Below are 19,945 nucleotides of genomic sequence, written 5' to 3'. Positions count from 1 at the left end.
TATTATAACCTTACCGCCGCTGCCGATCCGGGCTATTCCCCGAGATAGGCGGCAATCACCTCCGGGTTGGCCTGGATCTCACGGGGCGTTCCCCGGGCGATCAGGCTGCCGAAATTGATCACGTTCACCTGGTCGGAGATATCCATGACCAGCTCCATGTCGTGCTCCACCAGCACCACCGTGATCCCCATTTCGCGGATCTCCCGGACCAGTTCCCCCATGGCCACCGTTTCCCTGGCATTCAGCCCGGATGCCGGTTCGTCCAGCAGAATCATTTTGGGTTCCATGGCCAGCGCCCTGGCAATCTCAAGCATCCGCTGGCTGCCCAGGGGCAGGCTGCCCGCCGGCAGCCGGGCCAGATCGCCCAGACCGACAAATTCCAGCCACCGGGCCGCGGCCTTTCGAATCTCCTTTTCCTCGCGCCGGAAAAACGGCGGCACCAGCAAAGATCCCAGAAAACCCGATCGTGACCGCAGGTGCCGGCCCACCATGACGTTTTCCAGCGCGCTCATGTTGGAAAAGATCTGAACATTCTGAAACGTCCGGGCGATGGCCATTTCCGCAATCGTGTAAACCGGGCGGCCCTGAAGCGCGACCCCGTCAAAGGTAATGTCACCCCGGGTGGGCCGGAGAAACCCGGTGATCATGTGAAACACCGTGGTCTTGCCCGCCCCGTTGGGACCGATGAGCGCGGTGATGCTGCCCCGGTCCACGGACAGGTCCAGGTCCTTTACCGCCACCACGCCGCCGAACTCCTTGCGAAGCGACCTTATTTCCAGTATGCGTTCGTTCACTTTTCCGTCCCGGCGGTACCAGGGCGCACCATCTGTTTTGCCTTTTTCAACAGGTCGTTCAGCCCGCCGGCGATCCCTTCCGGCAGAAAAAGCATGACCAGCAGCAGGATCGCCCCGTAAACCAGGGTGTCGTAATCGGACCGGTATTGAATGCCCGTGCCCTCGAAATACTCGGACAGCAGGGAAAGCATGTCCGGCAGCAGTGACAGAAACAGCGCGCCGCCCACGGCCCCCCAGATGTGGTGAATGCCGCCCACGGCCACCATGGTGACCAGCAGCACCGAGTGCATGACGCCAAAGGGGCCGGGATCAATGTAGTTCACGTAGTGGGCGTAAAGACAGCCGGCCAGGCCCGCGTAAACCGCGCTTAACACAAAAACCTGGATCTTGTAGCGGGCGGTGTTCACCCCCAGGGACCCGGCCGCGTCCTCGCTGCCGTGGACCGCCATCAGGCCCCGGCCCACTCGCGAATGAATAAGGTTGAGCGCGAAAAACAGCCCCAGGAAAACCATGGCCCAGGTGAAATAGAAAAACCGGGTGTCCGATTTGAGCACATAGTTGAACAGGTGCAGTTTGGGAATGCTGTTGATTCCCTCCGGTCCGCCGGTGATGCCGATGGCGGCCACGGCCACGATATAGACGATTTCGCCAAATCCCAGCGTGGCCATGGCCAGGTAGTGGCCCCGGAGCTTCAGGGCGGGGACCCCGATGACCAGGGCCATGAGCATGCACGCCCCCACGCCGGCGACCATGGCCGGCCAGATGCCCACGTCCATCCTTACCGTCAGGTACCCGGACACATAAGCGCCGATGCCGATAAAGGCCGCGTGGCCCAGGGAAATCTGGCCGGCATACCCCATCAGCAGCGACAGGCCGATGCAGGCCAGGCAGTTAAGACCGGCAAACACCAGCAGGCCCAGGTAGTAATCGTTGCGGACGGCCAGCGGCGTGGCCGCGATCAGCAGCAGCAGCACCAGCAGTCCAATGTAGTGTCGTATGCCCATTTATAACCTGGATATTTCACGAGTTGATTTGGCCGCAGATGCAAGGCGCGGGACATGAAGCTGTAGTCAATCTACCGCGAATGTTCCGCAACACAGCAGATGCGGCCAAGGCGACTCGCCCGAAGGGTGAAATTTTTCGACATAAAATTAGCATAAAATGCCTCAAGTCGCCCGTGACAGTTTGTATTTTTAGAAATCGCTTGAATTTTACTTTAATATACTGCTTTTCATAAAAAATCTTATACATGTCGAAAAATTTCATGAGATATTCGGGTTAAAATTCTTTAAATCTGGCCGCCTCCCGGTTGCCGAAAAGTCCGCTGGGGCGGACAAACAGGACAATCAGCAGGATAAAAAGGGCCGCGGCGTCCATGTAGTGAGAGGAGATGTATCCCGCGGCCATGGCCTCGATAATGCCCAGCAGCAGGCCCGCGGCCACGGCGCCAAAACTGTTTCCCAGGCCGCCCACCACGGCGGCACCAAACCCCTTGAGGCCCAGCAGCGCGCCCCGGGCATAATCCATCTGGATCACCGGCGTGATGATGATGCCGGCAATGGCCCCGATACCGGCGGAAAGGGCAAAGGACAGCATGATCATTTTCCGGTCGTTGATCCCGGCCAGGCGGGCCGCGTCCCGGTTGATGGCGCAGGCCCGCATGCTTTTACCGGTCATGGTGTAATTGAAAAAATAGACAAACACGCCCACGGTCACAACCAGCATGCCGATAATCCACAGCGTCTGGGGAAGAATCGTGGCGCCCAGCACATTAATACTCTCTTCGCTGGAAAAGTGGCGCATGTGGTGGGACTCCTTGCCCCAGACCAGCATGGCAATACCGCGAATCAGGATGGAAACCGCGATGGTGATGATGATCAGCCGCAGCACCGAGGGGTTCTTCACCGGGTTGATGGTGGTCCGCTCCATCAGGACGCCCACCGCCATGACAAAAACAGCGGTCAGCAGAAAGGCCACGGGCATGGGCAGGTGAGAGGCCATTGTCAGGGTGACCATCATCAGGCCGCCCAGCACAACGAACTCCCCCTGCGCGAAGTTGATGATGCCGGTGGAGTTGTAAATGATGTTAAACCCCATGGCCACCATGGCGTAGATGCAGCCCCGCTGAACCCCCATGAAGAGGAACTGCAGAAAATCCGAAAAAGGCCCGCTTACGTCCATTGCTCTTGATCCAACGCTTCAGGGGCCGCCGCCCCTGTCATAAAAGTGTCCATCCGTTTTACATGGGTGGCACCATCCGGTGTTTCCAGCCCATAAATGTGAATTTTTTCGCAAGATCAAGGAGAACAAGTGGAGGCTGAAGGCGTACCCGGTGTACGCCGCACAAGCTGCCCCGCAGTTCGACGCAGAGATTGCGGAAAAGGGCCATTTATGGGCGGAAACTAAAAAAGCGTGGGGGGAAGTCTCCCCCCACGCATACATCATCCGTATCGGAGACTAGTCTGTCAGGACGACGAATTTCCCGTCCTTGACGGTCAGCATTTCAAAAGCGTTCTTGTCCAGACCGGTGTGATCTTCGGCCGAAAACTTGAAGACCCCGCCGGTACCCACGAATTCAATGGTCTCAATGGTGTCACGAATTTTGGCCGGATCGTCGCCGGCTTTTTCCAGCGCCTTTACGACGATGCTGAGCGCGTCATAGGCATGTCCGCCAAAGGTGCTCACCGGCTCATTGTACCTGGCCTCGTATTCGGCCTTGTAAGCGGCCAGCAGGGCTTTCTGGGGATTGTCGCCGGAAAGGGTGTCCACGGCCAGCAGCCGGCCGGCGGGAAAGATAATCCCTTCAGCGGCTTCCCCGGCGGCTTCCACGTATTTAATGTTGCCAAAACCGTGGCTCTGGTACAACGGAATCGTCATGTTCAGCTGTTTCATGTTCTTGGGAACAATGGACTGGGCCGGTACGATGGACCAGTTGATAACGGCCTGGGCCTTGGCGTTGCGGATGTTGACCAGCTGGGCGGTCATGTCCGTGTCGGCCGGGCCGTAGGTTTCATCGGCCACAATGTTCATCTTGTATTCTGGGGCCAGGTCCTTGAGCTGGGTGCGTCCGGCATTACCGAAACCGGTGGTTCCGGTAATCAGCCCCACATCCTTGATGCCCCTGGAGATCATGTGCTCGTAAATGCGCCGTACGGCGTCACTGTCTTTCTGGGGGGTCTTGAAAATCCATTTCCTCTCGGCCACTGGCTCGACAATAACCGCGGCGGCCGCGCAGGAGACCAGCGGGATCTCGGCTTCCTGCATGACCGGAAGAATCGCCATGGTGGCGCCGGAAACCGACGGCCCGATAATGGCGCATACCTTGTCCCTGTTGATCAGTTTCTTTGCCGCGTTGACCGCCCGGGTGTTGTCGCCCTGGTCATCCTCGATATATAATTTCAGCTTGTGACCGTTGATACCGCCGGCGGCGTTGATTTTTTCAGCCAGCATTTCCGCGGTCTTTTTTTCCGGTTCACCCAGCCATGAGGCCTTGCCGGTAACGGAAAAAATACACCCCACCCGGTAATCGTCCGAAGCGGCGTAAAGCATGCCGCCGCACATCAGCATGACAACCAGCACTGCCGCTGTTGCCAGGATACTCTTTTTCATGTTTTTCCTCCTCTTGCGTTGTTGATATCATCCACCCCGCGCCTGCACCCGGCCTTTCAAGCCGCATCATCCGCCGGCAATGTCGGCGTCGGACAGCATCCGGATATTCGCGGCATCCAGGCAGGCAATAGCGTTGTCCACATCATCAAAACGGAAAACCAGAACCGCGTATTCACCCGGTTTCCGGATAATGGCATACAGGTACTCAATGTTCAGCCCCTGGCCCTCGATGGCGTCCAGGGTTTTTGCCAAAGATCCCGCTTCATCGGGAATTTCGACGGCCACCACCTCGTTGCGCTTGACAATAAACCCCCGGGCCTTGAGCGCGGCGATGGCCCCGTCATTGTCCGCCACAATCAGGCGAAGAATGCCGAAATCGGAGTTGTCGGCCAGGGACATGGCCCGAATGTCCACCCCGGCTTCTCCCAGGACCGACGCGATGCTGCTGATCCGGCCGGAACGGTTTTCCAGAAAAACGGAAAGTTGGGTAATGCGCTTGCTGGTGCTCACTTTTTTTGTCCTTAATTGTTGTCCGGAAGCCGCCGGTTGTTCCCCGGTTCCCTGCCCGGCCAGAACCGGGCGCGCCGGCGGCACCCCCATGTAAAAACACGCGGCCCGCAAAAGACCTCCGCCGGCTGCGTAAAGCGGCCCTTATCTATAACAAGACCGGCCGGATGTGTCAATGTTTTAACCGGTTTTTGCCAAAAGCAGCGCCCGTTTAGAGCCGGTTGCACCGGAATTGGGCCGGGCTGCCTGAGAAGCGGCCAGATTTTCAAACTTTTCTTTGGCTTCATCAGGAACATGGTGCTATAATCGCCCGCGTTTTGGCCCGAATATTTCATGAAATATCCGGGTTGGCACCAAATGCCCCGGCGGACGGACAGACGGGATAAAATAGGTCGGAACGGTAAACCCATGCGCAATACCGCAAACCGCAATACCGCAACCACACAGGCCGGCTCCAGGCCGCTGATCGCGGACTGGAACGCCCTGATGCGGGTTTTCATCCGGCCCGAAGACGAGGCCTGCCGCACCACCCTGATCAAGTACATGGAGCAGATCCTCTTCGGCCTGCACGAGTTTCTGGCACAGCACGTGGGCATCACCGAAGACGTCAGCCTCAAGGCCCTGGCCCGGCAGTTCAAAAGCACCGCCATCGCGGAAAACCCGGAAAAACGGCTGGCCGAAGTCATTCAGGAACTGATCCGGGAGATATCCCCCTACGGCGTCAACGTGGCCTCCCCCTACTTTGTGGGCCACATGACCTCGGCCCTTCCCTTTTTCATGGTTCACCTGAAAACCATTGCCGCGGCCCTCAACCAAAACCTGGTCAAGCTGGAAACCTCCAAAATTTTCTCTCTTCTTGAGAAACAGGTGCTGGCCAAAATCCACCGGCTGATCTACCGGTTTCCCGAACAGTTCTACTGCGATCATGTGCAGAACCCGGAAACCACCCTGGGCAGCTTTGTGGAGGGCGGCACCACGGCCAATATCACGGCCCTGTGGGTGGCGAGGAACACCTTCTTTGCCCCGCGCAACGATTTTGCCGGCATCGAGGCCGACGGCAGTGCCGCCGCTTTTGCCGAATACGGCGTAAAAAGAGCCGTGATCCTTGTCTCCCGCCGGGGCCACTACTCCCTGAGAAAGGCCGGCGGCATCCTGGGTATCGGCAACAAAAACATTGTGGCCATCGACGTGGACAAGGAACATCGCTTAGACATCGGGTGCCTTGAACAGACCATCGCCGATATCAGAAAACAGGGGGATACCGCCATCGTCGCGGTGGTGGGCATTGCCGGCGCCACCGAGACCGGGGCCGTGGACCCGCTAAGAAAAATCGGCGAGCTCTGCGCCCGGGAAAAGCTTTTTTTCCATGTGGATGCCGCCTGGGGTGGACCCACGATCCTGTCCGACACACACCGCCACCTGCTCGACGGCATCGAGCTGGCCGACTCGGTAACCATCGACGGCCACAAGCAGTTCTACATGCCCATGAGCTGCGGCATGGTCTATTTCAAGAATCCGCACATCATGGATGCCGTGGCCTATCACGCCAACTACGTCAACCGGCACGGGTCGGTGGACCTGGGCATCCGGTCCCTGTCCGGCTCAAGGGAGGCAAACTCCCTGGTATTGGACAGCGCCCTGAAAATCATGGGGAAAAAAGGATACGCCCTGCTCATCGAACACGGCATTGACACGGCCCGAAAGCTGGCCGAGGAGATCGAACGCCGGGACCTGTTTGAAGTGGTGACCTGGCCCCAGCTCAATATTCTCACCTACCGGGTCTGCCCGGCAGGGCTCAAAGAGATAATGCAAACCGGCACCGATGAAGAGCGCATCGAAGCCGTTCATGCCCTGAACCACATCAACAAGACCGTTCAGCGGATACAGCGGGAAGCAGGCAAAAGCTTTGTATCGCGCACCACCCTGATGCGACGGCACTATGAAAAGGGCATCGTGGTACTGCGGTGCGTGATCATGAACCCCCTGACCACCATGGCGGTGCTCAACGACATCCTGGATGAACAGGAATCCATCTTCCGCCGCTACTTTCCCTCCCCTCCCCCCGTCTACCCCTCTTAATCTTACTCTTACTCTTACTCTTAATCCTGCCCGTGCTCGTGCTCGTAATCGTAATCGTGCTCGTGCTCGTGATCGACCCCGATACCGATACCGATACCGATACCGATTTAGCTGAAACCCACCTATTGCCCGTCGCTGTAATTGAAAAACCCCTTGCCGGTCTTCATGCCCAGGTGGCCGCGATCCACGTACTGCTTTAAAAGATCGGCGCTTTTCTGGGCATTGGCGTCGCCGCGCTTACGCGCCCAGAAATCGGTGATGCGCCACACGGTTTCCAGGCCGATAAAATCCATCAGGGCAAACGGCCCCAGGGGCATGGCCGTGATCTCGGTCCAGGCCCGGTCCACATCCTCCGGCGCGGCAATCTCGCGGGATACCAGGTTCAGTCCGGCCAGCAGCCAGGGGTTGAGCAGTGAATTGAACAGGTAGCCGGCCTTCTCCTGCTTGAGCACGATGGGCGAATGGCCGATCCGTTCGGCAAAGCGCCGCACCGTCTCCACTGTTTCGGCCGAGGTGCCGGCATGGCCCATCACATCCACCAGCTTGAACCCCGGATGAAAATGAAAGGCCAGAAACCGGTCGGGCCGTCCGGTCCGGGCAGCGAACATGGAAGGCACCAAAGAGGAGGTGTTGGTGGTAAAGATCGTGCGCTCCGGGCACACACCATGAAGCTTTTCAAAAAATTCGCCCTTGATATCCGGGTCTTCGGGAACCGATTCGGAAACCAGGTCCGCGTCGGCACCCGCTGCCGCCAGGTCGGTGGTGGTGGTAATATTGGCCTTGATGGATTCAGCAGCCTCCGGCGTCAAAGCCCCGGCAGGGACCATCTTGTCGATTTTCACCGCCATTGCCCTGCGGGCCGCCTCAAGGGCATCCTCTTTTACATCATACAAAATCACTTCACATCCACGCACGGCGCAGGACAGACCGATGCTCCGGCCCATGGTGCCGGCCCCGGCGATAAGCACTCTTTTAATCTCTTCTGCTTTCATCCACTGATTCCTCCATCACAAGGTTCCAATACAATATCGTGCTCGTACTCGTACTCGTGCTCTTACTCTTATTCTTGCCCCTACTTTTACCCCCGGAACGATTTTTGTTCAAGCGTACGATGAAGCACAAGGGAAAAGCCCAAACGCCTGCCCGTCATTGCGAGCGCAGGCGAAGCAATCTTGTCCAAATAAAGCGTCATTGCGAGCGCAGGCGAAGCAATCTTGACCAACCAAAACGTCATTGCGAGCGCAGCGAAGCAATCTTGAACGCCTGCCCGTCATTGCGAGCCGCAGGCGAAGCAATCTTGAACATACACGGAGCAAAATGGGGACTGTATTTTAATTTCACCCGCAGCAAAACGAATTTACCCCAACCGCTCAGAAATTAATATACTGTCCCCATTTTGAAGGCATCCTTATCCCTTATCAATATTATTTGCCTTGACATCCATAATTTTTAAAGGCAGTATTTAAAAATCATGGATAAAAAACGCTTTCTGGCAGATAAAATCAATCAATTATTAAACCTGTTTCCCGCCGTTGCCATTATCGGTCCCAGGCAATGTGGCAAATCCACGCTGGTCCAGGCCATCAGACCGGACTGGAAATACTACGACCTTGAACGCCCGGACGACTATCAGCTTATCACCTCTGATCCGCTGGGGTTTTTCAGCAGACAGCAGGACCGGACAATTATAGATGAAGCCCAGCAGTTCCCGGAATTGTTTAAAGTATTACGGGGTGTTATTGACAGGGACAGAAAGGCTGAGGGCCGTTTTTTATTGACCGGTTCCAGCTCTCCGGGTATCGTCGCCGGCCTTTCAGAAAGCCTTGCCGGCAGAATCGCAACAGTTGAATTATGGCCGTTCAAGGCGGCAGAGTTTTATGACCGGCCACTGTCACCTGTATATGAGATCTTATCGGTTTCAAAACCGGATTTAACCAGGCTGTCAGCGCTCAGGCCGGCAATGACACCGGCCCGGATATTCGAGCACTGGTTTCTGGGCGGATATCCGGAGCCCAGGATAAAAGGGCGGACCACGCCTGAGTTTCATGGGCTATGGATGGATGAATACTTTTCTGATTATATGAGAAGGGATATCCGGCGTCTTTTCCCAAGAATTAATGCCCATAATTTCCAGCTATTTATCCGGACGCTTGCATTTCATTCGGGGCATATTGTCAACCAGTCAAAAATCGCGGCCGCGCTTGACGTCAGTTCCGTTACAGCAAAAGAATACCTGGAAATTCTTCATAATACCTTTATCTGGCGGAATCTCAGGAGCTATGAAAAAAATAAGCTCAAAACAGTGCAAAAAATGCCCAGGGGGTTTTTCAGGGACCAGGGGATACTTCACCACCTCCTTAAAGTGAATGATATGGACAGCATGCTTGTCCATCCCGAAGCAGGCCCTTCTTTTGAGGCGTTTGTCATAGAGGAGATCATCCGGGGATTTCAATGCACGTTAAGCACGGGAATGGATTTTTATTTTTACCGTACAAAGGATAAATCGGAAATCGACCTGATTGTTGAAGCGCCGTTTGGCATTATTCCTGTAGAGATCAAACTTGGCCACAAAGTTACACCGCGCATGCTGACGGCTTTAAAAATTTTTCTTGAAGATACCGGGGCGCCGGTCGGCATCCTGGTAAACAATTCCGACAAGGTTGAATATCTGTCAGACCGGATTATTCAGATTCCGGCGGGCTGTTTATGACCACCAGAACAGCCCCGCCCGGAACCTTGACCTGTACTTTAATTGCACGGACAGCCGGACATGCCAAACGCCTGCCCTGTCCCCATTTTGGCCTTCCTCTGTATCTCCTCCCCCTTGACGGGGGAGGCTGGGTGGGGGTGAAATATCGGGTTAAGTGCTAAACAATCACCGCTGAATTTCTTTTTCAACGAGTTTGGCTAAAAATCCGGAAAACGGCTCAATATTCTTTTTTACACTCGCCTCTTCCAGGGCGGCCATGTAGTGATTGCGGGTTTCAATCGGAATAACTGTCCATGGATAGCTACCACTGGCCAACATAACATTCATCAGAAATCTTCCCATGCGGCCATTCCCATCACAATAGGGATGGATATATACAAAGAAAAAATGGCCTAAAACCGCCCTTACAGCCGGTTCCTTTTCACCTTCTAAAAGGGTGAAGAATGCCGGCATAAGGTCGCGCACGGCTTCGTAGCGGGGCGGTACATGCATTGATTTCCGGATATAGACAGGCTGACTTCGGTAACCGGCAAGGTCTGATGCGGCGATAAGGCCAGCGGTTACACTCGGGGCAAATAATTCTCTGTACCATATGGCATGATCCTTACTCGCCACTGTACCCGGCGTGTTTGCATGCAGAACTTTTGCCAGGCTTTTTTTTACCGCTTGAAAAGCTTGCCAGTAACCACGAGCAGCCAGGGCATCCGCGTATTCTCTATCTTTGCGGTTTGTTTCCGGGTCCCAATCCCCCGAGCGGACACGCTCAATAAGCGCTTCGCTCACACGATATCCTTCTATCGAAAGCGAATGATAGGCATCGGTCAGATATATGTCATCGACATGCTTAAGATATGCACCAGTGTCCTTGAGTCTTGCAGGCGGTTGGGGAAAGTTCTCAAGGACAGTCCCGCGCATATCTGCCCAGTCCATCCGTATCCGGTTAACATACGGAGAAACCTCCCGGCCACGCAAAATAATGGCAGGTCTTTCTTCGAACGGATCATCTTCTGTAATGCTGTATCCGGCAGCTTTCATTGCTTCAATGATATTATCAGCAATAGTATTTTCCCGGATATTACGGAAAGCGCCTGCGAGCCTTCCGGCTATTGTGCTATGTCCGCCTTCAAGAAGTTTGGGCAAAATCTCCGAAGCGTCAGCGACCATATAAAGCACCGCCCGGGCTTCTACAGCATTATTCAAATAATAGCCTGGAGCACATGAAATCAATGCGGCGGACAGGGTCATAATTTGTAAGTTTTCTTTGGTTTCTATATTATTTTTGTTCGGTAATTTCAGGCGAACGTCCATTATGGATGTGTTGTGTAGAAGCCATGTCGGCTTATTGCCCCCTTTGGGCGTGCGGACAACCAACTGTTCGGGGACATTCCAGTTTCCGCTATGAATGCGCAATGATTGTTCAGGGGACAGGCACCACTGATCGCCAAATCTTGAATAAAGATAATCGGCACAGAATCCCCAGAATGAGGCATACCAGGCCGTACTCTCTCCGGCTGGCTCTTCAGGGCGGGATGGGACATACCATCCCTTCATTACTTCTTTGATAAACCCGTTTTTAGCAAGACGCTCCCGGTGCGTACGCGTCATGTTTTTTGTATGAATTGCAACAATGCCTTTGTCCTGAAGCGTTTTCAGAACAACCAGAGATGCTGAAAGCTTATCTTGAGGTGTCGCCATTTTTAGCCCTGTTGGATGTATACGTATATTCTATTTTTAGGTTTTTCAGTATAGTCATTTTTAGGTTTTTGCGTCAAGCGATTTTTAGGTTTTTGTGTTGCGTTGTGGCGGGAAGGGTGAAATATCGAGTTTGGTGGCAATCGGACGGCAGTAGAACAGTCGCCATCCGGAAACCCAGGGCAGACTTTCCGAATCTGTCGACGCTTCGCAATAACCTATCGATCAGAACATTACCGGCTTTAAATGATGGCATTCAGCCTTTCTTTCAAAAAGGCAAACCCGTTTGCCGCATAATAGGCGCGCATGTCACCTTCCAGGATCGAGCCGAGACCGACCTTGAAATCCCTCTCCTTGAACCCGCCCACCCGGGCCCGCATCTTTTCCAGCCGGGCCGCATCCAGCAGGGGCAGGCCGATGCCCCGGCGCAGCAGGAACTCGATATCAAAACCATCCCGGATTTCACCGCGATCCAGCAGGGCAGCCACCTTGTTTTCCATGGTCTGTTCCAGCGTATGGGCCCTCACCACCACCTGGCGGGTGTCAAAACGGGAAAAGGCGATCTTCTGCTGGCAGTCCCACTGCCGGACCTCCCGGCGGATTTCAATTTTCAATCGCCGGGGATAGCGGCCGGAACGCAGTTCAACAACCAGGGAATACCGTTTGAGCTGAGCGTCCGTGATCTCATATACCGATTGAAGCAGGTCCTGGACCTGCCGGGAATAGGCCTTCTCATCCACCGGCCTGATGAACCAGAAATCAAGGCCTGCCGAGTACCGGGGCAGTTCATGGCAAAGCCGCAGCATGGTGCCGCCCCCAAAGGCCAGCGGCTCAAGAACCCCGGCCCGGCCCATCCGGTCCAACACCTCCATCTCAAACACTTCATGTTGTTCAAAGGTATCCATGGGTCCTCATCAGTTTTCTGGTTTTTTCGGGAAAATCCCGGCTTGCCGCTTTCAGCCCTTTCAAATCCAGCCGTGTATCATCCAGGGCAGACACATCCAGGGCATACCGGCCCAGGGACATCAGGTAAAAAGCGTCCACCAGGGCTTTTTCGGGCGTTGCGATAAAAAACCCCTTTTCTCTCCGGAACCCCGAATAAAGACGGGGCGCGATACGGGTATATCGAAACACCGTGCCATCGACATCCACCTGCTTCGTCCGCACAGTCGCCACAGACTCATAATAATCGCGCTGCATCTGGGTGGTGATATCGTAATAATCCAGGGCCGTGGTCAGAGAAATATAGGAAGGCACCTGGACAAGATTGGCAATGGCAAACGTCTCCTCCCTGCCGGCAGCTTGCCAGACCTCGCGCAGCATGTACATGTTCCGCTTTATCCGCACCAGCAGGCCCTGGCTCACAAAACGGTTGGCAGCCACACGCGCCGACGCGGGCGCAATGCCCAGCAACCGGGCCAGTTCTTCATACCCGAAGTAACGTTTCCTGATCTGTCGTAACTGATTCAGTCTCATTTTTCAAAATATAGTTAATTAACATTTTTGTTAATTAAATGTATTTAACAATTACAGGCCTGTCAAGACAAAACTATCCTGCTTTCCTCTGCAAGGTGCGGGACAATGATGTAGGGGCGAACCTTGTGTTCGCCCGATAACACAAGCCGGATTTACAGATATTCGCCTTCTACGGGAGGGTGATAAAATAGACGGCATCGTGGAGGCAAAAAAGCCTGCTTGACGGCTCTGGCCCGAGGCATGCTATTGCCTTGTTTGCGGCACAACACTCCTATTTAATCTGATTTAATCTAAACTTCCCTCCATCTGTTTTGACTTCCCCCCTCAATTGATATAAATCGTTAATCAATCACCTAAAAACCCTACACAAAGGGGATATAAATGGCACTCTGGATGGTTCGCGCCGGCAGGCATGGGGAAGATGAAAATGCTGCGCTTGAAAAAGGGCTGGTAATTGTCGGATGGCATGAGATGCCCGATATTTCTAAAGTGCGGAGTTATGCCGAAATGAAGAGGAAGCACGCGGAAGTATATCCGGACATGTCTCCAAGTGCGGTCAATAATCATGCTGCCCAGGCATGGGCTTTTTCCCAAAGAATAGATAAAGGCGATTTGGTGGTACTCCCGCTAAAAACAAGGTCGTTAATAGCCATTGGGAAAATCAAAGGCGACTATCAATATTTAGATGGCCGGCACGTCAGGAAGGTAGAATGGCTGAAAGAAAATATTCCCAGAACGACTTTTGGCCAGGATTTGCTGTATTCTTTTGGCGCCTTTATGACAGTATGCCAAATAAAAAGGAATAACGCCGAAGAGCGCGTGAAAGCGATTCTCGCTGGCAAGCCAGACCCCCACCGGCAAGGCAAGGCCGCAAAAAAAGACATGTCGACAGACAGTAATATAGTAACAGACGACGATACCGAAGGATTTGTCGATCTTGAAGAACAGGCAGTCGATCAAATACGCCGACTGATTCAGGCAAGATTCGGCGGTCATAATTTAACCCGCTTGGTAGAAGCGATTCTGCAAGTACAGGGCTATCAAACCTATCGCTCACCCGAAGGGCCGGACGGCGGTATCGACATATTGGCGGGATTCGGTCCCATGGGATTTGATAAGCCGCGCATCTGTGTGCAGGTAAAATCGGGCGGCGTTCAAAATGATGCGGCCATTCGGGAACTTGAAGGGGTGATGAGCCGGGTTGGCGCGGAACAGGGCCTGTTTGTCTCCTGGGACGGCTTTAACAAAACCGCCCTGGCAAACACCAGCGGCCTGTTCTTTAAAGTCCGGCTGTGGGACGACAAAAAAATAATTTTTAACCTGCTGTCGAGTTACGCAGACCTGCCGGACGAAATCCAGGCGGAGCTACCCTTAAAACGTATCTGGGTGATGGTGCCGGATGATGACTCCTGACGAAATGAACCGCTAAAGAGCACGATATTGGATAAAAGCGAAAAGAAAAAACTCAGCGAAACAGATATCTGTGATCTGTTCATCACCCCGGCGATTAAAAATGCAGGGTGGGACCCTATTCGGCAGATTCGTCGGGAGGTAACGCTCTCTCCCGGTCCGGTTGTTGTGCGGGGCAACATGTCCTCGCGCAACAAGAAAAAGAAAAAATTTGCCGACTATGTCCTAGCCTGGGAGCCGGGCGTTCCCGTGGCGGTCGTGGAAGCCAAAGCAAACGATCACACCGTCAGCCAGGGCCTACAACAGGCCCTGGGCTACGCCGAGATATTACAGGTGCCCAGCGCCTTCAGTTCCAACGGCGATGCCTTTGCCTCCCACAACAAAGTTCCGGCCACCGGTGAAGAAATTGAAACCCAGCTTCCCCTTGACCAGTTCCCGCCGCCGCCCACTCTCTGGCAGCGCTATAAAACCTATCGCAATATTGAAGACGCCTCGGACGACTTGCTTCTGCAGCCCTATCATTTCGACGCCACGGAAAAAGAACCCCGCTATTATCAGGTCGAAGCCATCAACCGGGTCATTGAAGCCGTTGCCAAAGGCAACCGGCGGATGCTGCTGGTCATGGCCACCGGCACCGGCAAAACCTACACCACCTTTCAGATCATCTGGCGGCTGTGGCAGGCCAGGGCCGTAAAGCGCGTCCTGTTTCTGGTGGACCGAAATATCCTGGCCGACCAAACCCTGGTCAACGACTTCAAACCCTTCGGCTCGGTCATGACCAAGGTGAAAAACCGAAAAATTGATCCAGCCTATGAAATTCATCTGGCCCTTTACCAAGCCATCACCGGCCCGGACGAAGCAGACAAAATTTTTAAAAGCGTTACCCCTGACTTTTTCGACATGGTCGTTATTGATGAATGCCATCGTGGCAGCGCCGCTGAAGACTCCGACTGGCATGAAATCCTCAATTACTTTTCCGGCGCCATCCAACTGGGCCTTACCGCCACCCCCCGGGAAACAAAATATGTCTCCAATATCTCCTATTTCGGTGAGCCGATTTACACCTACAGCTTAAAGCAGGGCATTCAGGACGGCTTTTTAGCGCCCTATAAAGTGGTGCGCATCGACATAGACAAAGACATCCGTGGCTGGACGCCGCCGCCCGGTATGGTAGACGATCTCGGCCAGGCAATTGAACATCGCACTTACAACCAGAAGGACATGGATCGCATTCTCGTGCTCAACCAGCGCACCAAGCTGGTTGCCAAGCGCGTTATGCAGCTTCTTCGCGCCACCGATCCGTTTTCCAAAACCATCATCTTTTGTGAAGACATCGACCATGCCGAGCGCATGCGCAAGGCCATTGTTAATGCCGCCGGCCAACTGGCCATCGACAACGCCAAATATGTTATGCGGATTACCGGCGACAGCCCCGAAGGTAAGGCCGAGCTGGACAACTTTATCGACCCGGAAAACCCTTTCCCCGTTATTGCCACCACCTCGGACCTTCTCACTACCGGGGTAGACGCCAAGACCTGCAAACTCATCGTATTAGACAAAACCATCCACTCCATGACCACTTTTAAGCAGATTATCGGCCGGGGCACACGCATCGATGAAGACAACAATAAATGGTTTTTCACCATCATGGATTTTAAAAAAGCCACCAAACTGTTTGCCGATCCGGAATTCGACGGTGAGCCGGTGGTGATTTACGAGCCCGACGATGACGACCCCCCGGTCCCGCCTGATCCAAAACCGGATGATGACGATGACGGTACCATCGAAGACCCCGGGCCGGGCATCCAAAAGTTTGTGGTAAACGGCGTACCGGTCAGCATCATTGCCGAGCGCGTCGAATACTACGGCCCGGACGGCGACCTCATCACAGAGTCCTACCGCGACTTTACCCGCAAGCAGATCCACCAGGAATTTACTTCGTTAGATGAATTTCTTGCGCGCTGGAACGCGGCTGAAAAAAAGCAGGCCATTATCGATCTGCTGGAAGAACACGGCATTATTCTGGAAAACCTGGCCGAAGAAGTGGGTAAGGATTTCGGCGACTTTGACCTTATCTGCCATATCGCCTTTGACCAACCGCCGCTTACCCGTAAAGAACGGGCCAACAATGTAAAAAAGCGAAACTACTTCACCAAATATGGCGAGCAGGTCCGGGCCGTGCTGGCCGCCCTGTTGGACAAATACGCCGACGAAGGCATCCGCACGCTTGAGAACGCCAAGGTGCTTAAAATGAAGCCCTTCAGCGACATGGGCACCCCCATGGAGATCATCAACACTGTTTTTGGCGGCAAAGCCAATTATGACAATGCCATTGCCGAACTGGAAAAAGAACTGTTTATTAATACGGAGCAGCGAGCATGAGCAACGTATCAGGCATTATCAAATCCATTCAGGACATCATGCGCAAAGACGTGGGCGTAGACGGCGACGCCCAGCGCATCAGCCAGTTGGTCTGGATGTTTTTCCTTAAAATTTTCGACGACCGCGAAGCCGAACTCGAACTTCTCGAAGACGACTATCAATCCCCCCTGCCGGATCACCTGCGCTGGCGGGCCTGGGCCAAAGACCCTGAAGGCATGACCGGCGAGGAACTGGCCGATTTTGTCAATGCCCAGCTTTTCCCCCATTTAAAAGATAAACTTAAAATCCAGGGGCTCCAGGGCAAACGGGCCATGGTCATCCGGAACGTCTTTGAAGACGCCTACAACTACATGAAGTCCGGCACCCTCATGCGCCAGGTGATCAACAAAATCTGTGAAATCGACTTTAACACCCAAAAAGACCGCCACACCTTCGGTCACATCTACGAGCAGATCTTAAAAGACCTGCAAAGCGCGGGCAATGCCGGCGAATTTTACACCCCCCGCGCCGTCACCCAGTTTATCGTCAATCGGGTGGACCCGAAACTTTCAGAAACCGTGCTCGACCCGGCCTGCGGCACCGGCGGCTTTCTCACCGGCACCATCAAGCACAAGCGCGATCATTACGTCAAAACCACCGAAGACGAAAAAATTCTCCAGGCTTCAATCTCCGGCGTAGAAAAAAAAGCCCTGCCTCACATGCTCTGCGTCACCAACATGATCTTAAACGGCGTTGATACGCCCGTCAGCATCCGGCACGACAACACCCTGTCCCGGCCTTACAAAGACTACGGCGAAAAAGACCGGGTCAACGTCATCGTCACAAACCCGCCCTTTGGCGGCATGGAAGAAGACGGCATTGAAAACAATTTCCCCGCCACTTTCCGCACCCGGGAAACCGCCGACCTGTTTCTGGCGCTTATCATCAAACTCTTAAAAAAAGGCGGCCGGGCCGCTATCGTCCTGCCGGACGGTTTTTTGTTCGGCGAAGGCATGAAAACCCGGCTCAAAGAAACCCTTTTGGCCGAGTGCAACCTGCACACCATTGTGCGCCTGCCAAACGGCGTGTTCAACCCCTACACCGGCATTAAAACCAACCTGCTCTTTTTCACCAAAGGCACGCCCACCGAGCAAATCTGGTATTACGAGCATCCTTACCCCGAGGGCGCCAAAAGCTACAACAAGACCAAACCCATGCTGTTTGAAGAGTTTGAACCGGAGATAAAGTGGTGGGGCAGCGAGGCCAAAAATTTTAAAACCCGCAAAGAAACCGCCCAGGCCTGGAAGGTGTCGGCAGAAGACATCGTAGCCCGTAACTACAATTTGGATATTAAAAACCCCCATGTGGCCGAACAGGAAGATCGTGACCCCCAAAAACTGCTGGCCCAATACCAGGCCCAGCAAAAAGAGATTGCGGACTTGCAAGATCAGCTAAAAGCCATCCTGGCCGATGCCCTCACAAATGGCGGCCAGGCATGAAAAACCTGATCACCGACCATCTTGATATCTGGACAGCCGCCCAAACCCCCAAGGCCAATAGCGGCCGGGGCCGGGGCAGCAATGCCAACGGCCACTCCCTGCACGGCATCAAAAAACTGCGGGAACTGATTCTGGAACTGGCCGTGCGCGGTAAACTCGTCCCCCAGGACCCAAACGACGAGCCCGCCAGCGAACTGCTGAAAAAAATCGGGCAGGAAAAAGCGCGGCTGATCAAAAACGGCAAAATCAAAAAACAAAACCCCCTGCCCAAAATCACAGAAGATGAAAAACCTCAAAAAATACCATCAGGATGGAATGTAACCAGATTAGGTGAAGTGCTTAATGTATTAAATGGTCGAGCTTACAAAAATCATGAAATGCTACAAGAAGGGACGCCTCTTTTACGTGTAGGGAATCTATTTACTTCTGACATATGGTATTACTCAGACTTGGCACTTGAACCAGAAAAGTATATTGATAATGGTGATCTTATATATGCTTGGTCAGCTTCATTTGGGCCGTTTATTTGGCAGGGTGGTAAAGTAATATATCATTATCATATTTGGAAATTAGATCTCTTTGATGAATCTTGTTTGTACAAGAACTTCCTGTACCATTATTTAGCTGCTGTTACTGAAAAAATAAAGGCTTCAGGTAGCGGCATTGCCATGATTCATATGACGAAAGCTCGCATGGAAAAGTTGGTAATAATGGTCCCCCCTCTCGCCGAACAACACCGCATTGTCACCAAAGTTGATGAACTCATGGCCTTGTGCGACCGGCTGGAACAGGAGCAGAGCCAGAGCATCGAAACCCACCAGACCTTGGTGAAGACCCTGCTGGCGGCCCTCACCACAGCCGGCGACGCCAAAGCGTGCGCCCAGACCTGGCAACAGATTGCCGACCACTTTGAGATCCTGTTTACCACCGAACAAAGCATCGACCACCTCAAACAAACCATCCTCCAACTCGCCGTCATGGGCAAACTTGTCCCTCAAGATCCCAACGACGAACCCGCCAGCGTCCTGCTGGAAAAAATCGACAAAGAAAAAGCCCGCCTGATCAAAGCCGGCAAAATAAAAAATCAAACACCCTTGCCCAAAATCACAGAGGACGAAAAGCCGTTTGATCTGCCGGAAGGCTGGGAGTGGGTGAGGTTTAACCAACTGATTGAGCCAAATATACCGATATCTTATGGTGTTCTTGTCCCAGGACCTGATGTCGAAAATGGTGTCCCTTTTGTACGAATAGGTGATTTGGACTTAATTAACCCACCCAAACTCCCAGAAAAGTCGATTGATAAAGAAATCGATAGGCAATATGAGAGAACCAGACTTCTGGGTGGAGAAATACTGATGGGAGTAGTTGGTAGTATCGGCAAGTTAGGTGTAGCACCAGATAGTTGGAGAGGGGCAAATATTGCGAGAGCTATATGTAGAATAGCGCCAACTCGGCTCATTCTGAAACAATATTTAATATGGCTATTACAGACTGATTTAATGCAAAGTGGATTTATTGGTGCTACACGAACCCTTGCACAGCCGACATTAAACGTTGGTTTAATTAGAGCCGCAGCAACTCCACTCCCCCCCCTCGCCGAACAACACCGCATTGTCGCCAAAGTCGATAAACTCATGGCCCTGTGCGACACCCTAAAAGAACGCCTGCACCAGGCCCAAACCATCCAGACCCAACTGTCCGACGCCATTGTGGGGCAGGCCTTGGCCTGACCCGGATGGTTCACAATTTATGAATCCTACAAATTCCGAATGTCCTGCAACTCCTTTACACGTACAATCTATTTATGT

Annotated in this window: 16 protein-coding genes and 1 pseudogene; 7 read left to right on the top strand and 10 right to left on the bottom strand. The window is 53.5% G+C overall.

Features of this window, described 5'->3' with window-relative positions; translation table 11 throughout:
* Positions 1–32 precede the first annotated feature (32 nt).
* The 6 genes from DOLE_RS04310 to DOLE_RS18130 form a co-directional block, all read right to left on the bottom strand.
* Positions 33–794 carry an ABC transporter ATP-binding protein gene (locus DOLE_RS04310; protein WP_012174264.1) on the bottom strand — a complete coding sequence of 254 codons (762 nt, stop codon included), beginning with the start codon at positions 792–794 and terminating at the stop codon, positions 33–35.
* Positions 791–1,798: a branched-chain amino acid ABC transporter permease gene (locus DOLE_RS04305; protein ID WP_012174263.1), complete on the bottom strand. Its 1,008-nt coding sequence runs from the start codon at positions 1,796–1,798 to the stop codon at positions 791–793. Before DOLE_RS04305 ends, DOLE_RS04310 begins: the two co-directional genes overlap by 4 nt.
* Positions 1,799–2,072: 274 nt before the next feature.
* Positions 2,073–2,975: a branched-chain amino acid ABC transporter permease gene (locus DOLE_RS04300; RefSeq protein WP_012174262.1), complete on the bottom strand. Its 903-nt coding sequence runs from the start codon at positions 2,973–2,975 to the stop codon at positions 2,073–2,075.
* Positions 2,976–3,251: 276 nt separating this feature from the next.
* Complete coding sequence (locus DOLE_RS04290; RefSeq protein ID WP_012174261.1) at positions 3,252–4,403, bottom strand: ABC transporter substrate-binding protein; 1,152 nt, start codon at positions 4,401–4,403, stop codon at positions 3,252–3,254.
* Positions 4,404–4,469: 66 nt separating this feature from the next.
* Positions 4,470–4,913, bottom strand: a complete 444-nt coding sequence (locus DOLE_RS04285; protein ID WP_012174260.1) for an amino acid-binding protein — start codon at positions 4,911–4,913, stop codon at positions 4,470–4,472.
* An 11-nt stretch (positions 4,914–4,924) separates the two neighbouring features.
* A complete protein-coding gene (locus DOLE_RS18130) occupies positions 4,925–5,245 on the bottom strand; it encodes a hypothetical protein (protein ID WP_153304353.1) in 321 nt (106 codons plus the stop codon).
* Positions 5,246–5,318: 73 nt separating this feature from the next.
* On the opposite strand from DOLE_RS18130, the gene panP reads away from it, so the two are divergent.
* A complete protein-coding gene (panP, locus tag DOLE_RS04280) occupies positions 5,319–6,989 on the top strand; it encodes a pyridoxal-dependent aspartate 1-decarboxylase PanP (RefSeq protein WP_052294247.1) in 1,671 nt (556 codons plus the stop codon).
* Between the two features lie 122 nt (positions 6,990–7,111).
* Here panP and DOLE_RS04275 read toward each other — a convergent pair whose 3' ends face one another.
* Positions 7,112–7,981 (bottom strand): 3-hydroxyacyl-CoA dehydrogenase, encoded by an 870-nt coding sequence (locus tag DOLE_RS04275; protein ID WP_012174258.1) that lies wholly within the window; start codon positions 7,979–7,981, stop codon positions 7,112–7,114.
* Between the two features lie 479 nt (positions 7,982–8,460).
* Here DOLE_RS04275 and DOLE_RS18765 point away from each other — a divergent pair.
* Positions 8,461–8,853, top strand: a pseudogene (locus DOLE_RS18765) (ATP-binding protein); the annotation flags it as partial.
* A gap of 192 nt (positions 8,854–9,045) precedes the next feature.
* Positions 9,046–9,699: a DUF4143 domain-containing protein gene (locus DOLE_RS18555; protein WP_232362739.1), complete on the top strand. Its 654-nt coding sequence runs from the start codon at positions 9,046–9,048 to the stop codon at positions 9,697–9,699.
* A 165-nt stretch (positions 9,700–9,864) separates the two neighbouring features.
* Here the strand turns inward: DOLE_RS18555 and DOLE_RS04265 are convergent, their stop codons facing one another.
* From DOLE_RS04265 to DOLE_RS04255, 3 genes are all read right to left on the bottom strand, one after another.
* Positions 9,865–11,394: a Fic family protein gene (locus DOLE_RS04265; RefSeq protein WP_012174256.1), complete on the bottom strand. Its 1,530-nt coding sequence runs from the start codon at positions 11,392–11,394 to the stop codon at positions 9,865–9,867.
* A gap of 239 nt (positions 11,395–11,633) precedes the next feature.
* The gene (locus tag DOLE_RS04260) at positions 11,634–12,296 is read right to left on the bottom strand and encodes a nucleotidyl transferase AbiEii/AbiGii toxin family protein (RefSeq protein WP_012174255.1); all 663 of its coding nucleotides are present in this window, start codon (positions 12,294–12,296) and stop codon (positions 11,634–11,636) included.
* On the bottom strand, positions 12,283–12,867 hold the full coding sequence (locus tag DOLE_RS04255; RefSeq protein WP_012174254.1) for a type IV toxin-antitoxin system AbiEi family antitoxin domain-containing protein: 585 nt from the start codon (positions 12,865–12,867) through the stop codon (positions 12,283–12,285). The genes DOLE_RS04260 and DOLE_RS04255 overlap by 14 nt, the downstream gene beginning before the upstream one ends.
* A 381-nt stretch (positions 12,868–13,248) precedes the next feature.
* Here DOLE_RS04255 and DOLE_RS04250 point away from each other — a divergent pair, with 381 nt between their 5' ends.
* From DOLE_RS04250 to DOLE_RS04235, 4 genes are read left to right on the top strand one after another with little or no spacing between them, the layout of a single operon-like run.
* Positions 13,249–14,280: a restriction endonuclease gene (locus tag DOLE_RS04250; RefSeq protein WP_041280345.1), complete on the top strand. Its 1,032-nt coding sequence runs from the start codon at positions 13,249–13,251 to the stop codon at positions 14,278–14,280.
* A gap of 27 nt (positions 14,281–14,307) precedes the next feature.
* Entirely contained in the window at positions 14,308–16,659 is a 2,352-nt protein-coding gene (gene hsdR / locus DOLE_RS04245; RefSeq protein WP_012174252.1) for an EcoAI/FtnUII family type I restriction enzme subunit R, read from the top strand.
* A complete protein-coding gene (locus DOLE_RS04240; RefSeq protein WP_012174251.1) occupies positions 16,656–18,137 on the top strand; it encodes a type I restriction-modification system subunit M in 1,482 nt (493 codons plus the stop codon). The genes hsdR and DOLE_RS04240 overlap by 4 nt, the downstream gene beginning before the upstream one ends.
* A complete protein-coding gene (locus DOLE_RS04235; protein WP_012174250.1) occupies positions 18,134–19,867 on the top strand; it encodes a restriction endonuclease subunit S in 1,734 nt (577 codons plus the stop codon). The genes DOLE_RS04240 and DOLE_RS04235 overlap by 4 nt, the downstream gene beginning before the upstream one ends.
* Positions 19,868–19,945: the final 78 nt, after the last annotated feature.

Source organism: Desulfosudis oleivorans Hxd3, from assembly GCF_000018405.1.
Lineage (GTDB): Bacteria > Desulfobacterota > Desulfobacteria > Desulfobacterales > Desulfosudaceae > Desulfosudis > Desulfosudis oleivorans.
Note: the sequence above shows the minus strand (reverse complement) of the source record. Positions and strands in the feature narration are given on the sequence as shown.